Origin of the sequence: Blautia sp. MCC270, assembly GCF_018785605.1 — a bacterium.
Taxonomy (GTDB): Bacteria; Bacillota; Clostridia; order Lachnospirales; family Lachnospiraceae; genus Blautia_A; species Blautia_A fusiformis.
In genome coordinates this window covers 217,787-235,894 of record NZ_WQQD01000028.1, presented here as the reverse complement: position 1 = coordinate 235,894, position 18,108 = coordinate 217,787, and the positions used below count along the sequence as shown (strand labels likewise).

At 44.5% G+C, this 18,108-nt stretch carries 17 protein-coding genes, 1 pseudogene and 1 riboswitch; of the genes and pseudogenes, 1 reads left to right on the top strand and 17 read right to left on the bottom strand.

All coding sequences use genetic code 11. The features are described 5' to 3' along the window. Window positions 1-133 precede the first annotated feature (133 nt). Window positions 134-209: riboswitch (cyclic di-GMP riboswitch) on the bottom strand. A gap of 200 nt (window positions 210-409) precedes the next feature. From GPK58_RS09190 to GPK58_RS09155, 8 genes are all read right to left on the bottom strand, one after another. Continuing rightward, complete coding sequence (locus GPK58_RS09190) at window positions 410-784, bottom strand: RidA family protein (protein WP_252195787.1); 375 nt, start codon at window positions 782-784, stop codon at window positions 410-412. Window positions 785-878: 94 nt separating this feature from the next. After that, on the bottom strand, window positions 879-2,345 hold the full coding sequence (locus GPK58_RS09185; RefSeq protein WP_244093171.1) for a serine hydrolase: 1,467 nt from the start codon (window positions 2,343-2,345) through the stop codon (window positions 879-881). A gap of 123 nt (window positions 2,346-2,468) precedes the next feature. Continuing rightward, window positions 2,469-4,835: an ATP-dependent DNA helicase gene (locus GPK58_RS09180; RefSeq protein WP_215638542.1), complete on the bottom strand. Its 2,367-nt coding sequence runs from the start codon at window positions 4,833-4,835 to the stop codon at window positions 2,469-2,471. A gap of 178 nt (window positions 4,836-5,013) precedes the next feature. Then, window positions 5,014-5,235, bottom strand: coding sequence for an HPr family phosphocarrier protein (locus tag GPK58_RS09175; protein ID WP_092069405.1), 222 nt, complete (start codon window positions 5,233-5,235; stop codon window positions 5,014-5,016). A gap of 363 nt (window positions 5,236-5,598) precedes the next feature. Beyond that, window positions 5,599-6,918 carry an aspartate kinase gene (locus GPK58_RS09170; protein WP_015525836.1) on the bottom strand — a complete coding sequence of 440 codons (1,320 nt, stop codon included), beginning with the start codon at window positions 6,916-6,918 and terminating at the stop codon, window positions 5,599-5,601. Between the two features lie 182 nt (window positions 6,919-7,100). Then, window positions 7,101-7,382, bottom strand: coding sequence for a DUF2325 domain-containing protein (locus GPK58_RS09165; RefSeq protein WP_015525835.1), 282 nt, complete (start codon window positions 7,380-7,382; stop codon window positions 7,101-7,103). A 143-nt stretch (window positions 7,383-7,525) separates the two neighbouring features. Continuing rightward, entirely contained in the window at window positions 7,526-8,215 is a 690-nt protein-coding gene (gene tsaA / locus GPK58_RS09160; RefSeq protein WP_059085197.1) for a tRNA (N6-threonylcarbamoyladenosine(37)-N6)-methyltransferase TrmO, read from the bottom strand. A gap of 87 nt (window positions 8,216-8,302) precedes the next feature. Continuing rightward, window positions 8,303-9,169, bottom strand: a complete 867-nt coding sequence (locus GPK58_RS09155; RefSeq protein ID WP_175442944.1) for a GGDEF domain-containing protein — start codon at window positions 9,167-9,169, stop codon at window positions 8,303-8,305. A 135-nt stretch (window positions 9,170-9,304) separates the two neighbouring features. Between GPK58_RS09155 and GPK58_RS09150 the strand changes: the two genes are divergently transcribed. Continuing rightward, a complete protein-coding gene (locus GPK58_RS09150; protein ID WP_092069400.1) occupies window positions 9,305-9,559 on the top strand; it encodes a hypothetical protein in 255 nt (84 codons plus the stop codon). A 73-nt stretch (window positions 9,560-9,632) separates the two neighbouring features. Here GPK58_RS09150 and GPK58_RS09145 read toward each other — a convergent pair whose 3' ends face one another. The 9 genes and pseudogenes from GPK58_RS09145 to GPK58_RS09105 form a co-directional block, all read right to left on the bottom strand. Continuing rightward, complete coding sequence (locus GPK58_RS09145; protein WP_044961183.1) at window positions 9,633-10,376, bottom strand: DeoR/GlpR family DNA-binding transcription regulator; 744 nt, start codon at window positions 10,374-10,376, stop codon at window positions 9,633-9,635. Window positions 10,377-10,447: 71 nt separating this feature from the next. Beyond that, window positions 10,448-10,705: an HPr family phosphocarrier protein gene (locus tag GPK58_RS09140; protein WP_015525831.1), complete on the bottom strand. Its 258-nt coding sequence runs from the start codon at window positions 10,703-10,705 to the stop codon at window positions 10,448-10,450. Window positions 10,706-10,744: 39 nt separating this feature from the next. Then, window positions 10,745-12,033: pseudogene (locus GPK58_RS13355) on the bottom strand (fructose-specific PTS transporter subunit EIIC); the annotation flags it as partial. A gap of 13 nt (window positions 12,034-12,046) precedes the next feature. After that, window positions 12,047-12,958 (bottom strand): 1-phosphofructokinase, encoded by a 912-nt coding sequence (pfkB, locus tag GPK58_RS09130; protein ID WP_022426093.1) that lies wholly within the window; start codon window positions 12,956-12,958, stop codon window positions 12,047-12,049. A gap of 352 nt (window positions 12,959-13,310) precedes the next feature. Then, window positions 13,311-14,105, bottom strand: coding sequence for an aminotransferase class IV (locus GPK58_RS09125; RefSeq protein ID WP_092069397.1), 795 nt, complete (start codon window positions 14,103-14,105; stop codon window positions 13,311-13,313). Between the two features lie 86 nt (window positions 14,106-14,191). Beyond that, entirely contained in the window at window positions 14,192-15,613 is a 1,422-nt protein-coding gene (gene pabB, locus GPK58_RS09120; RefSeq protein ID WP_215638541.1) for an aminodeoxychorismate synthase component I, read from the bottom strand. Between the two features lie 4 nt (window positions 15,614-15,617). Beyond that, window positions 15,618-16,205 (bottom strand): anthranilate synthase component II, encoded by a 588-nt coding sequence (locus GPK58_RS09115; protein WP_092069392.1) that lies wholly within the window; start codon window positions 16,203-16,205, stop codon window positions 15,618-15,620. A 153-nt stretch (window positions 16,206-16,358) separates the two neighbouring features. Continuing rightward, entirely contained in the window at window positions 16,359-16,568 is a 210-nt protein-coding gene (locus GPK58_RS09110) for a DUF1858 domain-containing protein (protein ID WP_021650997.1), read from the bottom strand. A gap of 144 nt (window positions 16,569-16,712) precedes the next feature. Further along, window positions 16,713-18,050: an MATE family efflux transporter gene (locus GPK58_RS09105; RefSeq protein ID WP_173733058.1), complete on the bottom strand. Its 1,338-nt coding sequence runs from the start codon at window positions 18,048-18,050 to the stop codon at window positions 16,713-16,715. Window positions 18,051-18,108 lie beyond the last annotated feature (58 nt).

Sequence of the window (18,108 nt, the reverse complement as noted above, 5' to 3'; positions counted from 1 at the left end):
TACTACATGGTATTTACAGGAATAGACGACATTGTTGTTTGATTTATATGTTGTGTTCATATTTATATTATACTATGGTTTATAAGACGCATTGGATAAAAAAAACACCGTCTCACAGACAGTGCACCTCATTTCATGCAACTGGCTACCATTTTACAGGCCCTATAGCTTTGCGTCCCAGACTTTCATCTGGTTTGCCGATCATCCTTATTAAGCTTTTATACGTATCCTAAAAAACTGGTTTTATTATACTACAGCGCTCTACTTTACACAAGAAAAAACATTACCGTTTTAACGCTTGAAAACACAAAAAAAGAGATTGCTCCAAAACAGAGAAAAATACTTTATCCCCACAAAAAGAAATCCCCGCTGTCTGACTGAAATCAGACAACAGGGATTTTTTATCAGATCATCCGATCGCTGCGATCACTTCTACCTCACAGAGAACGTTCTTTGGCAGTGTCTTGACTGCAACACAGGAACGTGCAGGTTTATTTACGAAATATTTGGCATATACTTCATTAAATGCCGCAAAATCGTTCATATCTGTAAGGAAGCATACTGTCTTGACTGCATTCTCATAGCTGGAACCGGCAGCTTCCAGAACTGCTCCGAGATTCTTCATAACACGGTCAGCCTGCTCCTCGATGGTTGTGCCAACTACCTCTCCAGTTGCCGGATCCACCGGGATCTGACCGGATGTGTAAAGTGTATCTCCATGGATGATAGCCTGGGAGTATGGTCCGATTGCTGCAGGTGCTTTGTCTGTATGTACTGTCTTCATAATAGAATTCCCCTTTCATGAACATTTCGGATACTTCTCTGGCGGAAATATCCATCAGGATCTTGCTCAGCTGTTTTTTATTCTAACTCACAGATCACCCCTGGTCAAGGTCCATATTCAGATAATTATAAACAATACCGGAAATATCCCGGATATGCGAAACTGCGTCCCCAGGTTTACAGTCTTCTGACATCACACAGAGGATATATGTAGTCTTTTCTCCATATACAATGGCGATATCATGCTGGTCCGTATCCGTTTCTCCAGTCTTATTTGCAATTTCCACGGACACAGATATCCCGCTGGGGATCTTAGTAGTAACCTGCTGGTTCAGAAGCAGGTTCAGCATAGCCTCCGAAGCTTCTTTCGATACACATTCTCCTTTATAGATCCGGGAAAGAAGCTCTGCGCAGTCTTTTACGGAAGTGGTGTTCCTGCCACCGAGGCCGACGTCCTTTGAAGAGGACGGGCTTAAGATGTGCTGTACGGAAGTATCTGCAAATTTCTGTTCCGCAAGAAATCCATTTACAGCCTGTGCTCCGTCCTTAAAAACACCCGATGCTGTCTGCAGACGTACCAGCTCATTAAAGGATTCATTGTCACTGACTGTGATCATATTCCAGAGAAGGTCATTGACCTTTGTGGATACGGACGGATCTGTAACATCTTTTTTCATTTTTGCCGCTTCGTTCTGAAGGACTGCATCCATGTTGGCATAGGTCTGGGCCATGACAAACACTTTGATCAGACTGGCTGAGTACAGTGACTGACTGTTCTGTTCAAACTCCTGATCACTGGTTAGATCCTTTACATAAACGCTCCATGTACCCTCATAGGTTCCAAGAAGATCCGCAAGCCGTTTCTCAAGGCCATCCATTCCCAGATCTTTCGTCTCGACTTTTCCGGATTTATCCACGGAAAATCCCTCCGGAGTCTCTCCCTCTTCCTGGAGCAGAACGCCGTTTTCTCCGCCAAAATAATAATATCCGTCAAACATCTGTCCTGCAGCATTCATTTCCAGATAATGGATACCTGGATCTGTAACCATTTTTCCATATTCATCAAAATAATACAGCCCGTTGTATGTTGTTTTGTCCACCACCAGCTCATCCATATAACGTACCTGTGGAGAAGCGCTGAGTTTTCCCAGATTGTTTACCATATAACAGCCGTCAAAAGAAACTTCCTCACCGCTACCGTCTTTTGCCGGAGCCTTCAGATCGGTGATCTGGACCATATGCGAGTTTCCCGCTGTAAATTTACCGCTTTCGTCGTGATAATAATATCCATCAAAAACCGTTCCGTCGATCTCAAAATGATCAAAATAATACACTGCCGGAGTATTTTCTTTGGTTCCATCTTCATTCAGGCAGTAAAAGCCATTGCTTTTCAGAATATATTTCCCGCTTTCACCGGGAATTGGAAGTATCTGGGACTCCTCCGTAACAGAACCAAGGCTTCCCTGTGCCGTCTGCTGCACTGTTGTCGCAAAAACCGGCTGTGCGAGCATCACTGTGCTCAGACAAAATGCCAATGCTTTATATATTTTTTTTCGTCTCATATACTTCTTTCACTTTTCTTATGATCCTATTTTACAGTTTCTTGTCCTGATCCGGCATCCACACATTCCTCCAGTGATTTTCCAGATAAAGACTCTATAAGTATATCGGATTTCTCCGTTCTGTCAAGTAAACCTCTTCCAGAACGTCTCCACTGCACCTTCTACCGTATCCAGCCTGCAGCCTGTACGGTCCTGCCATTCCCTGGGAAAGATTTCCTGGTAATCCCGATCCCAGAAGCGGTCATCCAAAAGCAATATCACGCCTTTGTCCTCTTTTGTGCGGATCACGCGCCCGGCGGCCTGAAGCACCTTGTTCATACCCGGGTAGCGATATGCATAATCAAAACCACAGTGATTCTTTTTATCGTAATACTCTTTCAAGATCTCACGCTGACTGCCGATCTGGGGAAGTCCGGTTCCTACGATCACTGCCCCGATCAGACTTTCCCCTGTCAGATCAACACCCTCAGAAAAAATTCCTCCAAGGACACAGAACCCTACCAGGGTACCTTCCCGTTCCTGAAATTCCTCCAAAAATCCTTCCCGTTCCTGTTCTGTCATATCCGGCGTCTGACACACGCAGCGCACCCAGTCTACGGAAAATTCTTCCTCATAAACTTGCAGTACGTCTTCCATAAGACGATACGACGGAAAAAACACCATATAATTTCCCTGCCTCTGCCAGACACATCTGGCAATATATCCGGCGATCTTCCGATATTCTGCACGATTTCTCCGGGTATACCGGCTGCTTACGTCGCTGCCGATAAGAATCCTGCGGTTTTCTTTTGGGAAAGGAGACTGCACATAAATCCCATAGGCATCACGGTCTGTTGTCAAAAGCTCCCGGTAATAGAGCATGGGAAACATTGTAGCTGAAAAGAAAATAGCACTTTTCCCTTTTTTCAGGTATTCTCCCAGATTTTCTGCCGGGTTCACACAGAACAGCCTCAGACGAAATCCTTCTTCTGCGCTGTTTTCGGTATATACTACATAATTTTCATCTACCAGCTCTGAAACATTTAAAAAATCACGCACTATAAAATAAAATTCCAGTATTTTCCTGCGTAGTTCTTCTTCCAGTTCTTTTTCCTCCAGTATTTCTTCCAGTTCACCTGATATCGTAAGAAATGTGATCGGCAGTACTCCGGGATTGGGAAGCACCTGATACCCTTTTCCTGTTTCCGCAAGATTCTCTTCCAGTTCCATCATCTGGCGATTTGCTTTATCCAGTGTTCTGGCCAGTTTTGAAAACCTCTTTCTTATCTTCTTTCGAAGTGCTACCAGACTCTGACGGGAAATACCGGCACTGTACATCTCTCTGCCACGTTCTACCAGATTATGTGCCTCATCAATCAGAAAAATATGATCCCCGGAAATATTTTCCCCGAAAAAACGTTTCAGATGAACATTGGGATCAAACACGTAATTATAATCACAGATGATCCCGTCTACCCAGATTGAAAGATCCAGACACATTTCAAAAGGGCACACCTGCCATTTTTCTGCATGAGCACGGATCACTTCTCTGGAATATACCTCTTCAGTGGTCCAGAGCTCATAAACCGCATCATTTACCCGGTCAAAATGCCCCTTTGCATAAGGACATTTCTCCGGTGTACATTCCGGAGTATCCTGAAAACACAGCTTTTCCTTTGCCGTGATCGCCGTTACCTTGAATTTCAGACCTTTTTCCCGCAGGATGTGAAATGCCTCCTGCGCCACAGTTCCTGTGATGGTTTTTGCGGTAAGATAAAAAAGTGTTTCACCTTTTCCCTCACCGATGGCGCGCACGGACGGAAAAATGGCAGACATGGTTTTTCCCACACCGGTAGGCGCCTGAACAAATAAGGTCTTCCCGCTGGAAACCGTATGGTACACACCACTAACGATATCCCGCTGCCCTTCTCTGTATGGAAACGGAAACTGCAGATCCTTCATGGATGCATTTCTCTCTTTTTTCCAGTTAAGAGAATATGCGATCCATTTGTGATAGGCATCCAGAAGTTTCTGATACCAGCCTTTAAGCTCCTCTATGGAAAAATCCTCACGAAATCTCCTGGTTTCTTCCGTCTCAAGATGAGCGTAGGTCATCTGAATGTGGATTTCAGAAATCCCTTCTTTTTCTCCCCAGATCATTCCGTAACACATGGCCTGGGCACGGTGGACAGGTATTGGCATGTCCATTGCCTGGACATTTCCGTAAGTCCCCTTGATCTCATCAATATAAACGGCTCCGTCCTCTGTAAAGATCCCATCTGCACGGCCCTCGACCTGAATGACCACATCGTCGTATTCACTTTCTTTTTTCAGAGAAACCTCTGCCTGATAATCGCCCTTCATACTCCGCTGTATCTTGCGGTGAAGCCTTCCGCCTTTTAACATGGCTTCCTTATCTCCGGATGTCCCACTGCTGTTATCCAGATCTCCGCTCCTCAGTATAAATTCCACAAGATTTCTGACAGAAATCCGCACTCTTGGTTTTTCCATATTTTCACTCCCGGCAGCTACCGGAATTCCAGTCCGGCAGCTATTCTTTTTCCATGCTATACCAGAATTATACCATAAAATATGATTCGAAAGCTTCCCATAATAAAAAGGACGCATGTTCTGCTTTTCTTCTCATGAACTGCGCCCTTTTATCACCGTTTTTCTTTATTCATATTTCTCAACCTACTGCATACTTGGAAAGAACACGATTAAAATCCTCATCCTCTCCGTAACACTTTACTGTCAGAGTCTTTGTCAGATCCAGACTCAAAAGTCCGAGGATCGACTTTGCATCAATGATAATACGGTTATAAAATACATCAATATCAAAATTACATCTGCTGGCTGCATTGACAAACTCCTGTGCACTTTTTTCATCCAGTTTGATCTGTTTCTCCATAGCTGACCGCCTGCCTTTCTGATTTTTTCATATTTCAGTTTTACACAAAAGTTAAGTTTTTGTCAATACTGTTTATTTCATATCAAACTTTTTTCGACACAATGTACAATATCTTTGTCTTTCCTTTGGAAATCCTGTTGAATTTGATTGTATTATTTTTAGATAAATCTTGGATTTTTTCCAAAAAAAACCGCCGCAGGACGGTATGTTACACGTACTGCGGCGGTTTTAAATAAATCGGATATTCGGAATCCGCTTCGCTACTTCCTCATAAACAAAATCCGTTTCCGGATTTATATCAATCGGATATTCGAAATCCGCTTCGCTACTTTCTCATAAACAAAATCCGTTTCCGGATTTTGTTTATATCCGTGTCAGAACAAAAATATCGTAGATTGCTCTGACTGCTTTTTCGAAATCACGATTCTCTACACCGATGATGATATTCAGCTCACTGGAACCCTGGTCGATCATTTTTACGTTTACATTTGCATGGGCAAGAGCAGAGAAGATCCTTCCTGCAGTGCCTCTCTGGGATTTCATTCCACGACCAACAACTGCGATCAGTGCAAGGTCAGATTCCATCTCCACAAAATCAGGCTGCACCAGACGGTGGATACCTGCGATAACCTGCTGCTCTTTCTCCTCAAATTCGTCCTGATGAACATATACAGTCATGGTATCGATTCCGGATGGTACATGCTCAAAGCTGATCCCCTGATCTTCAAATACCTGAAGTACCTTGCGTCCGAACCCGATCTCACTGTTCATCATGGATTTCTCGATATTAATAGAGCAGAAACCTTTCTTTCCGGCGATACCGGTAATAGTAAATTTCGGCTTCTTACAGGTGCTCTCTACGATCAGAGTACCTTTATCCTCCGGGCTGTTTGTGTTACGGATATTGATTGGAATTCCCTCTTTACGAACCGGGAAAATGGCATCCTCATGAAGAACAGTAGCTCCCATGTAGGAAAGCTCACGAAGCTCTCTGTATGTGATTGCCTCGATAGGCTCCGGATTGTGAACGATACGCGGATCTGTTACAAGAAAACCCGAAACGTCCGTCCAGTTCTCATAAATATCTGCATGGATAGCCTTTGCAACCAGGGAACCTGTCACATCAGAACCACCTCTGGAAAATGTCTTTACTGTGCCATCTGCACATGCGCCGTAAAATCCCGGAATAACCGCATGCTGGGATTTGCTGAGTTTTTTGGAAAGGAGTTTATTGGTCTCCTCCGCTTCCAGATTACCAGCTTTATCAAAACGGATCACAGAAGCTGCATCCACAAAATCATATCCAAGATATGCAGCCATGATCTTACCATTGAGGAACTCTCCTCTGGATGCCGCATACTGGATTCCTGCCTGTGCACGGAAATCCTCATCGATCTTCTTGAACTCCTCCTCAAGAGAAAGGCTCAGTCCGAGTCCCTTGATGATCTCATAATATCGCGCCTTGATCGCATTGATCTTCTCAGTGATATCCTCCCCTTTGGATGCTGCGTCATAACATCCATAAAGCATATCCGTCACTTTGATATCCTCGTCAAATCTCTTTCCCGGAGCTGACGGAACTACATAACGGCGGCTCTCATCACTGCGGATGATATCGCCCACTTTCTGGAACTGCTCCGCATTTGCAAGAGAACTTCCACCGAATTTTACAACTTTTTTCATGATAACACCTCTCACCTGTAATTTCGACTTCCAGCGCCGCCTTTTCACCATTCACTGCAACGCTTTACCACAGAAACCTACGGCTATTTTATTGAATAATTTGTAATTTTGCAAGCCTTTCCGTAACATTTCTGCAAAAAAAATCAAATTATACAAGAGAAAAGTATCTTCTGACCTGTTTCTTATGCACAGTACTGCTTCAGAATGTTCTCGAGAGCTGCAGCGCTGCTTGTGTGACAGCGGCATACCGGAATGGATTTTTTCTTTGCTTCTTCTACTGCGCAGTTTACCATTTTGTGGGAAACGGTACTGGTGAACAGGATCATCAGATCCGGCACCCCGATCTTTTTCTTCATGGCTCCTTTTTCCTTGGCAAAAACTTTCGCCTTGCATCCGAAGCCTTTGCAGATATCCTCATACTGACATACCATTCTTTCATTACCGCCTACAATTACAACGCTCATAATTCACTCTCCTTTGATCTCTGAACTTTTATATGACTGTTTCAAGGTTATTTTAAACTAACTTTACTTTTAAAATATTGAGTTAGCACTTGCTAACTCATTTATTATAATACCATCTCACAAAAAGTTTGTCAAAGGTAATTTTAAATTCTGTCTGATTTTTTATATCCTGTGATCTCACATACTGTAAGTATGCCGTTTTTTACCTGAAAATGAACATCCATTCCTGCAAAAGGCATTCCGTATATCCTCTCTGGATCTTTCTGGTAGGCAGGCCTCGGATCCTCTCTGAGCACGCCTTCCAACGCAGTAAGCTTATCCTCCGGAATCCTTGCCTTCCATTCTTCCGGGATCTCTACCTGCAGAAAATGCTGCTCCACCTTCGTCGCAAAGCCGCCTAGCGCTTCCGGATGGCAGTCTGCCGCAGGCAGATATGGCTTAATATCATAGATAGGGGTTCCATCCATCAGGTCCGCACCGGATACGATCAGTACAGGAGCTTCTTTGCTTTCCAGATCGATCTTTTCAAGCTTCACACAGGATAAGCCTACAGGATTGGGACGGAAGGGCGATCTGGTGGCAAATACGCCCATCCTTTCATTTCCGCCCAGGCGTGGCGGACGTACTGTAGGGGACCAGCTCTCACGGATTGACTGTGAAAACTCCCACAGCAGCCAGATATGCGAAAAATCTTCCAGTCCCTTTACTGCTTCACGTACCCGGTATTCCGGTTCAAAAACAATACAGGCTGTCAGTTCTTCCACTCGACCGCTCTGACGCGGGATTCCGAATTTTGTCGGAAAATCACTTCTGATCCTTGCGATTATCTTCATATCCCTATTCTCCCTTTCACTTGCCAGATATACACCTCATGCGCCTGTTACATAATTCTGCTTTCAATGACTGTCATGTCATTTCCGTCAGATCCTCTTGTAGGCAACACAGTTTTTTTGCCGCTTGGCCTGATAGAGAAGCCTGTCCGCTTCCATCACTCCATCTCTGACCTTACAGCTTCCATATACACCTCCCACGCTCATGGAAAGCCGGATTTCTTTGTATTCCGGCACATCTGCCATTGCGATCTCTTCCCGGATATCTTCCAGCTTCTGCTGAAATACCTTTTCCGGGATTTCTTCAAACATCAGAAGAAATTCGTCTCCTCCATAACGCAGTACCACGTCATCTGCACGCACATGCTCAAAAATCATTCTGACAATGGTACAAAGCGCCGCATCTCCAGCTACATGGCCATAGCTGTCATTGATCTGTTTAAAATTGTCCACGTCGATCATAGCTATAGCCCCCATCTTATCCAGGGATTTCAGCTGTTCCTCAAAATATCTCCGGTTTCTGGCACCAGTCAACGGATCTTCATATAATTCCCGGTTGAATCTGCTGATCTTATCGATCAGAGATCCGCTTCCATAAGCTCCCAGAAAGATCTTATCCGTCATTTTAAAGACCATTTCCATGACAAGAGGTGTCCCGTCTATAACCACATATTTGGCGATTACCTGATAAATGTCATCATTGACGAACTCAAATTTCGTCATTTTGTTTTTACGGGCAAAAACTTTGGCAGAAATACAGTTCTCACATCTTCTGCCTTTATTCCACACTGCAAAGCATTTATGTTCTGCTTCATAAGAACAATCGTCTGAGCCAATATTTACCGGAGCTGTACGGCTGACATCCACCAGTCTTACAATGTCAAAAACCGTCTTCAGCATTTCTATTTCCATATTTACTTCCCGGGCAGTCATAAATACACCCTTATCTTTATCCATAATATTTTCCTGCGTTTCTGAAATATTATATACATTCATGATAACATATTGCACCTCAATTCACAATTGTATTTCATCGTCGTTTATGCTATTGTATAGTGTATAAGAAGCAATATTTTTATCAGGAGGTTTCATATGGCACAGAGACGTACAAAGATAGAAGTACTCAATGAGAAAATTTCCAAAGTAGATTCCAAGATTGCTGCCTGCACTGAAAAGATAGCAGCGCTGGAGGATGAAAAAACTGCACTGGCAGCTCAGCTGGATGAGATCCACAAAGCTGAGAAAAAAGCAAAGGAAGCTGCCGAGCTGAAACGTCTGCTCAAGCTGATGCACAAAAAAGACATTTCCGTGGAAGATCTGGAATCCATGATCTCCAAGGAAGACTGAGACAGAACCTCAACAAATAAAAAACCGGTTTACGAAGAATTTTTTCTTCCAAACCGGTTTTTTTGCGATCTTTCTATGATACGATCTGTATATTTCTGCAATCTTTATATTCTTTGGAACAGCTTTCCGTCAGGATCACCGCTCCGTCAAATGAAAAGAATGTCACCGCACTGATCTGTCCGAATTTGGAGCTGTCAGACACTACGTACTTTTCCAGACACTGCTCCATGGCGGTTCGCTTTACCAGTGCCTCATTGGATTCCGGCGTGGTAAAGCCTTCTCTCTGAGTCATCCCGTTGGTCCCGAAAAAGCCCTTTGTAAAATGATAATTCTTCAACATCTGCATGGCCTGACTTCCGATCACAGCTTCCGTAGATCCCTTCAGTTCTCCGCCGATCAGCAGCACACGGACTCCCATCTGAGCCAGAGCCCTGGCATGGGAAACACCATTGGTGACAAAAGTCGCCCCGGAGCCTTCCAGATGCTCCAGCATATATCCGGTAGTCGTTCCCGCATCCAGATACACAAAATCTTCCGGACGGATCAGAGCTGCCGCATAGGCTGCGATCTTCTTTTTTTCTTCAATATTCAGCTCAACTTTCTGGGCTACGGTAGGCTCATAGGCATTGACAGTATGTTCCAGCGCCACCGCACCGCCAAAAACCCTGGTCAGCTTCCCCGCCTTGTAAAGCGCCGTGATGTCTCTGCGGACCGTAGATTCCGATGCATCTAGGATATCTTTCAGTTCTGTTACCGTAACACTGTTTTTTTCTCTGAGAAGGCCGAGTATGATCTCGTATCTCTGCTCCGTCAGCATTCCTTTTCCTCCTTCAAAAAAGACATCCCGATCGACCGGACCGGGATGCCTTCTGTTCACTCATTCTGAGATTACAGGTTCTCCTGCATGAATTTGCTTACTGCCTCGTATGCTGCATCCTCATCTGCACCATCGAATGTAAAGGTAACCTCATGTCCCTTCTTTACGCCAAGTCCCATAAGTGCAAGAAGCTTTCTGCACTCTACAGTCTTGCCGTCCTTCTCGATAGTGATCTTGGACTCGAAACCTTTTACAAGCTTCACAAGCTCTCCGGCCGGACGTGCATGGATTCCTTCGTTATCTGTTACTACATACTTGAATTCTTTCATTTCTTTATCCTCCAGTTTTTTATTTTAATTTTAAAAAATTTAAGCAACTTTTTTCTTCAGTACCCCGAGAAGTACAGCTGAGATCAGAGTTCCCACAACCAGTGCGACCAGATACATCATTGCATTACCTACAACCGGGAATACGAAGATTCCGCCATGTGGTGCCATCAGTGTACAGTTGAAGAACATGGAAATCGCTCCAGCTGCTGCGGAACCGACGATACAGGACGGAAGTACATGAACCGGGTCAGATGCCGCAAAAGGAATCGCACCTTCTGTGATAAATGCAAGTCCCATAATAAAGTTGGTCGGTCCTGCCTCACGCTCTTCTTTTGTAAATTTGTCTTTAAACAGCAGGGATGCGAGTGCGATGGCACACGGAGGAGTCATACCTCCCACCATAACTGCTGCCATAATGTCATAGTTGCCTGCCGCAATAGCTGCTGTACCAAATACATATGCTGCTTTGTTGAACGGGCCGCCCATATCAATGGCCATCATACCACCAAGAACCAACCCTAAAATTACTTTACTTGAATTTCCCATGCCTGTCAAGGCATTATTTAATCCTGTATTGATACCGCCCATGATCGTCTCTACAACGAAGGTTATACAGAGTCCCATAAGAAGGACACCAGCAGCCGGATAGATCAGTACAGGCGCTATTGGTCCGCTTTGCTGATTCCATCCGAAACCTGACATTCGATGACTTTCTTTCCATCGAAACGATCCATGGGAACCTTGGCATCTGCAGCTACAATGATGCAGTCTGCCTCCCGGATCTCTTGATCCGTAAGTACATTTTTTGCTCCACCGGAGCCTCGTGTCTCTATTTTAATGAAACAGTCTTTCGCCTTCGCTGCTTTTTCCAGTCCCTCTGCTGCCATGTAGGTGTGGGCAATACCTGTGGGGCAGGAAGTAACTGCCAGCAGTTTAGCTCTGGCTCCTTCGGAACTTCCTGTATCTGCCAGTCTTTCATCAATATCTTTTTTCTCCTCATCGGCCTTGTCGATGATCTCCATAAATTCATCTACAGAACCTGCGTTGCGTAAGGATTCTGTAAAATTATCATCTATCAGCATTACGGAAAGCTTGCTGAGTACATCCAGATGAATGTTATCTTCTGTATTCGGTGCTGCGATCAGGAAAAGAAGGGTAACCGGCTCATCATCCAGTGCCTCAAATTCCACGCCGTTTTTTACTACCATGGCAGCAAGTCCCGGTTTCTTTACCGCATCACATTTTCCATGAGGAATGGCGATTCCCTCACCGATTCCTGTCGTACTTTCTTCCTCTCTTAAATACACCTGTTTCCGATAAGCTTCCCTTCTCCTTTCTTCTTTACCCCTCTGTTACCTGTTCATATACTGCCTGAACTTCTTCCCTTGTGGCAAGATTTTCAGAAAATGCACTTGCACTTCCTGCGGAAATCCCCATATGGAATGCATATTCGTGATCCTGTTTTTCCATCCAGCCTGCCATAAAGCCTGCTACCATGGAATCTCCGGCTCCTACGCCATTTACCAGTGTTCCTTTCGGCGCCGGTTTCTCAAACACCTGACCGTTTTCCGCTACCAGGACAGCTCCCTCACCGGCCATTGAGATCAGCACGTTTCTGGCTCCTTTTTCCTGGAGCTTCTTTCCGTAAGGGATCACATCCTGACGGTTCTTGAGCTCTACGCCAAAGATTTCTCCAAGCTCATGGTTATTGGGCTTCACCAGGAACGGATGATACTTCAGGACATTTACAAGAAGATCTCTCGTTGCATCCACAACGATCATCACGCCTTTTCCGTCCAGTCTCGCCATGATCTTCTCATACATATCATCCGGCATAGATGAAGGAATGCTTCCTGCCAGAAAAAGCACATCTCCCTCTTTCAGTGTGTCAAGCTTCTTCATCAGCTCCTGAACCTTTTCAGCGCTGATCTCCGGTCCCATTCCGTTGATCTCAGTTCCATCAATAGATTTCAGCTTCAGGTTGATCCTTGAAACGCCTTCCGGGATCCTGATAAAATCAGATCTCACTCCCATCTCCTCAAGCTTTCTTACAATCTCATCTCCGACGAATCCTGCCATGAAACCAAGTGCTGTATTCTCGATTCCAAGATTCATCAGCACGGTGGAAACGTTGATTCCCTTTCCGCCCGGAAGCATCAGCTCAGAGCTTGTTCGGTTGGTAAGTCCGAGTTTAAAATCCTCCACGGAAACGATATAGTCCAGAGACGGATTAAAAGTAACTGTGCAGATCATTTTTTCTCCTCCCATATCTTTTATCCTGCGGTTTTTGACCGCTTTTTGTTGTTTTTCATTTATTGAACTCAGTATACTTCCAAATTCATTCAAAGTCAATCAAATTACTTCACAAAATTCATGAACGTTTTTGGTTGAGTTTGCACAAAAAACGTGCATCAACCTTAGCTTTCCCTGGTTAATGCACGTTTATCCCTGACTGTATTGGTCACTTTCATTCAAATTCCGTTATAAATCTATGTACCATTCCAAATTCCTGTTTATATTACCTCCATCCTCAGGTACATTTCCCGGAAAGCCGGGTCTTCACATTCCATCACCTTTCCTGAATGTGATAGTTTCGCAATAACATTTATCTGATTTGTTTCTTATTCGCAGTATCTCTGACCATCTTCTGATATCTTCTCATCAGCTCCCTTGTCACTTTGTCTTCCTCAAACCGGATTCCTCCGATCTGACGCACCGGCATGATTCCCATCAGGGAATTTGTGACAAAGCATTCCTGATACCATTTAAGATCCTGAACATAGATATAGGTTTCTTCCACCGCTTCCGTGTCACAGAGATATTCACGGAGGATTCCCGGAAGAAGTCCGCAGCTGACTTTTGGTGTATAGATCACGCCTTTTCGCACAAAGAATACATTACTTACTGTCCCTTCCGATATCTGTTTCTTTGTATTCAGAAACAACCGTTCATCCATTCCTGCTGCTGTAGCATTACGTTTTTCCAGAATACAATCTCCGTAATTCATGGTTTTGTGATATACAAGAGGTGATGTTTCATTTCGTTTTACCTTGCTGACATCCATGATAAAGCCTTTTTCATAATTCTCCGGCGTATAATGATTGGCACGAAGAGAATACACTGCATTTTCCTTTGTAAGCATAAGCTTCAGCGCACAGTGTTCCAGTCCGCCAAATTCTTTCTGCACCCCCGGGCGTTTTTTTTGTTCTTCCAGATATTCTTCGATCCTCTCGGCTGTGATCCCACGTACTGCCGGATCACCCAGCTTCAGGAAATCTGCCGCTCGTTCCAGTCTTTTCAGATGCTTTTCCAGAAGTATGGGGGTTCCCTTTTCTATTCCGATGGTCTCAAATGCTCCCAGACCGAACTGAAAACATTCGTCTAAGGTTATGTTGTTCATTTCCTTTGACCTCCTTATGAAGTGTCCCTGTCAGATTCTCTGATCTGTCCACAGAGCCTTTCACTTTTACCGTTCTGTATGTTTCTCTACTGCAGCGCATCCAGGATCGCTTTCGCCTTCTGCAGAGTCTCCTCGTACTCAAATTCCAGATCTGACTCTGCTGTGATCCCGCCGCCAACGCCAAGGTGATATTTTCCGTTTTTATGAAGAGCTGTACGGATCACGATGTTGAAATCGCAGCTTCCGTCCAGTGTCAGATAGCCGATAGAACCTGTATAAAGATTTCGCTTGCCGTGTTCCAGCTCGTCAATGATCTCCATGGCACGGTATTTCGGCGCACCGGTAATAGAACCGCCGGGGAATGCAGCCTCCAGAAGATCCATAACATTTTTTCCGTCTTCCAGTTCTCCTTCAATATCCGATACCAGATGAAAAACCGTAGCGTATGCTTCCACTGTAAAAAGCTCGGTTACCTTCACGCTTCCCGGTGTACACACCCGGTTCAGATCATTTCGCTCCAGGTCTACGATCATAAGAAGTTCACTCTTATCTTTTCCGGAATCCTGAAGCTCCCGATGGAGCATTTCATCTTCCTCAGATGTTACGCCACGTTTTCTTGTTCCCTTTATAGGACGGGTATTTACATGACGGTCTTTCATCTTCAGAAAACGTTCCGGAGATGCACAGACGATCTGATAATCTCCGAAATCCAGATATCCGCCGAAAGGAGACGGATTATTTTTCCGAAGATCATAAAAAACATCCAGAGGTGGTTTTTCGCTTTCAATGGTCAACTGCTGCGTCATATTGGCAATATAGATATCGCCCTCTATAATATAGCGGATCATCCGGTCTACTGCCTGTTTGTATTCTTCTTTCTCAAAGTTGGGATGAACCTGGATCCTGAATTTCTCACGGTGAGAATTTTCCGTGACCATCCTGTTTCCGGATTCCTTTTTTTCCCCTGTTTCCGATCCTTCCTGTTTCCCCGCCTCTGTAAATTCCCGGATTGCTTTTTCCATCGCTCCGATTTCTGTTGTAGCGTCTGCACTGATTCCGTTTGACACAAGATAGGTTCTTTTTTCCTGACAGTCTTCTATGATAAAACAGTCATAAAACGTCAGAACTGCCTCCGGAACAGTCACAAGATCCTTTTCTCCGGATGATACTCCCATCTGTTTTCTTCCGTAATCATAGGAAAAATATCCTACTGCGCCGGATACGATGGGAAGTCCGCTGCTATTTTTGTCCTCATGGGTATTTAAATATTCCCGCATATAGTCTTCAAAGGTTGTTTCTGTTTCCGGCCTTCCGTTGATGGTAAAGGTCTCTCCGTCCTTTACCAGCTTCAGATACGGGCATCTTCCGATCACAGAATAATGTCCCAGCTCATTGACAAGGGAGGAATCCAGAAATGCTGCTCCGGGTTCCCTCTCGTAGATCCGGAAAATGTCCGCTGCAGGGATGTATGGGGTCAGTTCTTTTATTCTTCGCTGATTTTTGTACATATTTTTACTCCTCCTTCTGAAAATCCTCCGCGATCCTGCAAAAATTCTCAAGAAGCTCATGTCCATATTCCGTACGAACGGCTTCCGGATGGAATTGCACACCGTAGATAGGCAATGCTTTATGGGAAATTCCCATAACAGCACCATCATCAGAAAGCGCATCCACCTGATACTCCTCCGGGATGCTGTCTTCCCGAACAATCAGGGAATGGTATCTTGTCACCTTATATTTCTCCGGCAGGCCTGCAAACACTCCTGTTCCGTGGTTGTGGATCTCTGTTACTTTTCCGTGCATGGGACACACGCCCTTTTCCACTACTGCTCCCGCACAGTGGCCAATCACCTGATGTCCCAGACAGACACCAAGAACAGGAATCCTTCCCTGAAATCTTTTTACGGTATCTACGCAGAACTTCGCATCCCAGGGACGCTTCGGTCCCGGAGAAAGGATGATTCCTTCCGGGTTCAGCTCTTCCAACTCCTCCAGGGTGATCTCATCGCAGCGTCTGACCAGGATCTCTCTTCCAAGTTCCTGAAAATATGCCTTGAGATTATAAACAAATGAATCGAAATTATCGATCATCACATACATGCTTTTTTCCTCCATATCAAGCAGATATTTAAGACTCTCTTTATCGTCTGCTCACAAAAAAAGGGATAACGACGGCATGCCAAAAAGACATGCACAGTCGTTATCCCCTTGCGGTCCGTAATCTGTACGTTCTAATATAAATTGTACTGCTGATTATTTCTGTTTCTTGGTTTCCTCATAATGATGGATGTCTGCCAGTACAGCGTTTACATCAAGTCCGTGTACCATACATGCCTCCTCAAGAGACTCACCGATAGAAGACGGACAGCCGATACAGTGCATTCCTTCCTGCATAAGAATGTATGCAATCTTCTCATCGTATGCAAGCATCTCGCCCATTGTTGTTTCCTTTGTGATTTCCATGATCTATATTCTCCCTTCTGGATCTGTAATCTTACCCGGAATCCCGGTTTCCTGGTTTTTTCCGCAGTTATAATATCATTATAACTGTATCTTCCATAATTGCAAGCCTAAATTTATTCTTTTCATTTTCTGTATTATACCCACTCAGGCAGCAGTTTCCTTTTTTCCCCTGCTCCACTTTTTCATCACATAAATATAATACGGGATCAGAGGGATCAGCGCTGCGATCCATGCGGCAGGATCTGCCAGACATACACCTGCAAAACTTGTTTTTCCTGCAATAAACATAACGATCGCACTTCTTGCCGCCAGTTCAAACACACCGCCCAGCATGGGAACCAAGCCATATCCCAGTCCCTGAAGTCCGTTTCTGTAGAGGAAGATACTTCCAAGGAACGGATATGCCCAGAATACCGTATGAAAATAAGTAACAGAAACATTAATAACATCCGTCTGGGACTTGTCAATAAATAACCAGGTCATGTACTTTCCGAAAAAGAACATTATGATCATAGTGATCACACTCCAGATCAGGACCATGATCTGGGTATATTTCATTCCTGCTTTTACACGGTCCATCTTTCCGGCGCCCCGGTTCTGTCCTACATAGGTTGCCATCGTCGCACCAAAAGCTACAAATACCGTTGCAATGATATTCTGTATTTTTCCCGCAGCGGAAAATCCTGCCATATATACAGAACCGTAAATATTTACCGCACCCTGCACAATAATGGTTCCGATCGCTGTGATGGAAAACTGAAGTCCCATGGGAATACCAAGGGCCAGCAGATAACGGAAGCTGGTAAAAGAAACTTCAAAGTTTTCTTTCTTCAGATGCAGGATCGGGAACTTTTTGATAATATAGATCAGGCAGCAGACTGCGGAAATTGCCTGCGCGATAACCGTAGCATAGGCACAGCCTTCCACTCCCATCCCGATTTTTACAATAAACAGAATATCCAGGAACACATTGATCACTGCCGAAATGATCAGAAAATACAGCGGAGATTTTGAATCTCCAAGTGCACGGAGAAACGCTGCCAGTGAATTATATGCCGCTGTTACAATCAGGCCTGCATAAATAATTCCCATATATCCCTTCACAGATCCCATCAGATCCTCCGGTGAATTCATCAGCCGCAGAATCGGTTCATTCAAAGCCTCAAAGCCAATGGTCATCACAATGGCAAAGGCTGCTGCCAGATAAATGGACATAGCTACGTAATGACGCATCTTATCATATTGCTTCGCCCCGAACCACTGGGATACCAGAATGGCAAAGCCACTGCTCAGTCCGTTAAGCCATCCGGTAACAAAAAACATCAGTGAACCGGTGCTTCCGATTGCAGCCAGCGCATCTACTCCCAGGAACTGCCCCGCAACAATGGAATCCGCAATGTTATAAAACTGCTGAAAAATATTTCCGAGACACATGGGAATCATAAAGCGGATGATCAGGCTCACCGGATTTCCCACGGTCATATCATTGGTCTTGTCCTTTGTCAATTTCAGTCCAACTCCTTTTCCACAAATATAACTA

Bases quoted from the DNA above. Each gene is read 5' to 3' on its own strand.
- GPK58_RS09190 (WP_252195787.1), bottom strand. From the start codon at position 784: ATGAAGACAGTACATACAGACAAAGCACCTGCAGCAATCGGACCATAC.
- GPK58_RS09185 (WP_244093171.1), bottom strand. From the start codon at position 2,345: ATGAGACGAAAAAAAATATATAAAGCATTGGCATTTTGTCTGAGCACA.
- GPK58_RS09180 (WP_215638542.1), bottom strand. From the start codon at position 4,835: ATGGAAAAACCAAGAGTGCGGATTTCTGTCAGAAATCTTGTGGAATTT.
- GPK58_RS09175 (WP_092069405.1), bottom strand. From the start codon at position 5,235: ATGGAGAAACAGATCAAACTGGATGAAAAAAGTGCACAGGAGTTTGTC.
- GPK58_RS09170 (WP_015525836.1), bottom strand. From the start codon at position 6,918: ATGAAAAAAGTTGTAAAATTCGGTGGAAGTTCTCTTGCAAATGCGGAG.
- GPK58_RS09165 (WP_015525835.1), bottom strand. From the start codon at position 7,382: ATGAGCGTTGTAATTGTAGGCGGTAATGAAAGAATGGTATGTCAGTAT.
- tsaA (WP_059085197.1), bottom strand. From the start codon at position 8,215: ATGAAGATAATCGCAAGGATCAGAAGTGATTTTCCGACAAAATTCGGA.
- GPK58_RS09155 (WP_175442944.1), bottom strand. From the start codon at position 9,169: ATGGATAAAGATAAGGGTGTATTTATGACTGCCCGGGAAGTAAATATG.
- GPK58_RS09150 (WP_092069400.1), top strand. From the start codon at position 9,305: ATGGCACAGAGACGTACAAAGATAGAAGTACTCAATGAGAAAATTTCC.
- GPK58_RS09145 (WP_044961183.1), bottom strand. From the start codon at position 10,376: ATGCTGACGGAGCAGAGATACGAGATCATACTCGGCCTTCTCAGAGAA.
- GPK58_RS09140 (WP_015525831.1), bottom strand. From the start codon at position 10,705: ATGAAAGAATTCAAGTATGTAGTAACAGATAACGAAGGAATCCATGCA.
- pfkB (WP_022426093.1), bottom strand. From the start codon at position 12,958: ATGATCTGCACAGTTACTTTTAATCCGTCTCTGGACTATATCGTTTCC.
- GPK58_RS09125 (WP_092069397.1), bottom strand. From the start codon at position 14,105: ATGAACAACATAACCTTAGACGAATGTTTTCAGTTCGGTCTGGGAGCA.
- pabB (WP_215638541.1), bottom strand. From the start codon at position 15,613: ATGTACAAAAATCAGCGAAGAATAAAAGAACTGACCCCATACATCCCT.
- GPK58_RS09115 (WP_092069392.1), bottom strand. From the start codon at position 16,205: ATGTATGTGATGATCGATAATTTCGATTCATTTGTTTATAATCTCAAG.
- GPK58_RS09110 (WP_021650997.1), bottom strand. From the start codon at position 16,568: ATGGAAATCACAAAGGAAACAACAATGGGCGAGATGCTTGCATACGAT.
- GPK58_RS09105 (WP_173733058.1), bottom strand. From the start codon at position 18,050: ATGACCGTGGGAAATCCGGTGAGCCTGATCATCCGCTTTATGATTCCC.